Here is a 1,271-nt window from a genome sequence, read left to right as displayed (position 1 = left end):
GGTTACGTCCCGCTGAGTGGTGGAGTTTGCCTCAACACCGTGCGGGTCAGTTCTTTGATTATGCTGCAGTGAGTTCTGGGAGCAATATCGCCTCCTCTACGGGTTCGGCGGGTGCCGTGTTCATGGCCTTGAGTTCGGCCATGGACGCCTCGCAAGAGGTAGCGGCGGTCCCCGGCTTCCCACTCGTCATGTTGCTCGACGAGGACAGCTCCGGCGAGCCGTAGGAGCGCTGCGGGGTTGGGGAAGACTCCGACGACGTCGGTGCGTCTTTTGATTTCCTTGTTGACTCGTTCCATGGGGTTCGTGGACCAGATTTGGCGCCTGTGCCTGGCCGGGAACCCGGTGAACGCAAGGACGTCCTCCCGGGCGTCGCCGAGCATCGCTGCAACTTTTGGGTGGGACTTGGCCAGCATCCGCGTGACCTCGTCGAACTGGGTGTTCATGTGCGCAGCGTCGGGCTGGGCGAAGGCGGTGCGGATGATTGAGGCGACCATGTCCTGGGATCCCTTCGGCACGGTCGAGAGCACGTTGCGCATGAAATGCACCCGGCACCGCTGCCAGCCCGCACCTTGGAATACCGTGGAGATGGCCTTCTTCAAGCCACTGTGGGCGTCGGAGATCGCAAGCTTCACCCCGTCCAGCCCGCGGGCCTTCAGCGACCGCAGGAACGCGGTCCAGAACCCTTCGTTCTCGCTGTCGCCGACGTCGAAGCCCAAGACTTCCCGTCGCCCGTCAGCAGCCACACCGAAAGCGACCACGACCGCTTGGGACACGACCCGGTGCCCGACCCTGGCCTTGCAGTAAGTCGCATCAAGGAACACATACGGGTAGTCCATGGCGGAGAGATCCCGGTCCCTGAAAGCACCGACCTCATGGTCCAAGTCCTCACAGATCCGGGACACCTCGGACTTGGAAATCCCTGTATCAGCCCCGAGCGCCTTGACCAGATCATCGACCTTGCGCGTGGAGACCCCGTGCAGGTAGGCCTCCATCACCACGGCGTAGAGTGCCTGATCCACGCGGCGCCGGCGCTCCAGCAACGCAGGGAAGAACGAGCCGTTGCGCAGCTTGGGGATCTTCAGGTTCAGGTCCCCGGCGGTGGTCGTCAACGTTCTGGGCCGGGACCCGTTGCGCTGGGTCGTGCAGGCCTCCGAGCGTTGGAACGGGGCAGCACCAATGAACGCCGTGGCCTCGGCCTCGATGAGCTGCTGATACAAGGTTTCGGTCGCGGTGCGGATCCGGTCGGAGACATCGGTGAGTTTAAGTTGGCC

1 pseudogene is annotated in these 1,271 nt (G+C 63.4%); it reads right to left on the bottom strand.

The annotated features are described in order from the left end of the window. Positions 1-155: 155 nt before the first annotated feature. Positions 156-1,238 (bottom strand): annotated as a pseudogene (locus CVV68_RS22945) (IS256 family transposase); the annotation flags it as partial. Positions 1,239-1,271: the final 33 nt, after the last annotated feature.

Origin of the sequence: Arthrobacter livingstonensis, from assembly GCF_003219815.1 — a bacterium.
GTDB lineage: Bacteria > Actinomycetota > Actinomycetes > Actinomycetales > Micrococcaceae > Specibacter > Specibacter livingstonensis.
Note: the sequence above shows the minus strand (reverse complement) of the source record. Positions and strands in the feature narration are given on the sequence as shown.